Consider the following 651-nt stretch of genomic DNA (forward strand, 5'->3'; position numbering starts at 1 on the left):
CGCCCTGACCAACATCCGCGACCCAGGCCAGAAGATCGGCCCGCGCTCGCGCGGCGAACTGACCGCCGACTACCTGCGCGGCCAGGCTGCACCGCAGGCCTACCTGGAAACCCTGATGGCGCGGGCAGCCGACTATGCCGGCTTCAACCTGCTGCTCGGAGATGCGACTCAGCTCTGGTACTTCAACTCCCAGGAAAGGCAGGCGCATCGCCTGCAAGCCGGCGTCTACGGCCTGTCCAACGCCGGGCTGGACACCCCCTGGCCCAAACTGCTGCTGGCCAGAAGCACCCTGCAGGCGCGCCTCGATGGCGCTGACGAGGAGCTGCTGGCGCTGCTGGCCGACCACAGCCAGCCAGCGGAGCACCTGCTACCGGATACCGGCATCGGCCTGGCCACGGAGCGCCTGCTGTCGAGCGTGTTCATCGCCAGCGCCGCCTACGGCACGCGCGCCAGCACCGTGCTGAACCTTGGCCAGGATGGGCACTGGAACATCGTCGAACGCAGTTTCGGGCCGCACGGCGCCGTGTTGGGCGACGTCAGGGTAAGCAGGTAGCCCGGATGCAATCCGGGGAACTTCCGTGCGCAGTGGCCCCAGGTTGCATCAGGCCCAGGGATGACGCGCCCGCAGGCGCGCCGTTCACGCCTGAATGT

Annotated in this window: 1 protein-coding gene; it reads left to right on the forward strand. The window is 68.5% G+C overall.

What is annotated here, in order from left to right; genetic code table 11:
* A partial coding sequence (locus J0A65_RS25000) for an NRDE family protein (protein ID WP_206596929.1) occupies positions 1-553 on the forward strand: 553 nt, incomplete at its 5' end.
* Positions 554-651: the final 98 nt, after the last annotated feature.

The organism is Bowmanella yangjiangensis (genome assembly GCF_017255015.1).
GTDB classification, from domain to species: domain Bacteria; phylum Pseudomonadota; class Gammaproteobacteria; order Enterobacterales; family Alteromonadaceae; genus Bowmanella; species Bowmanella yangjiangensis.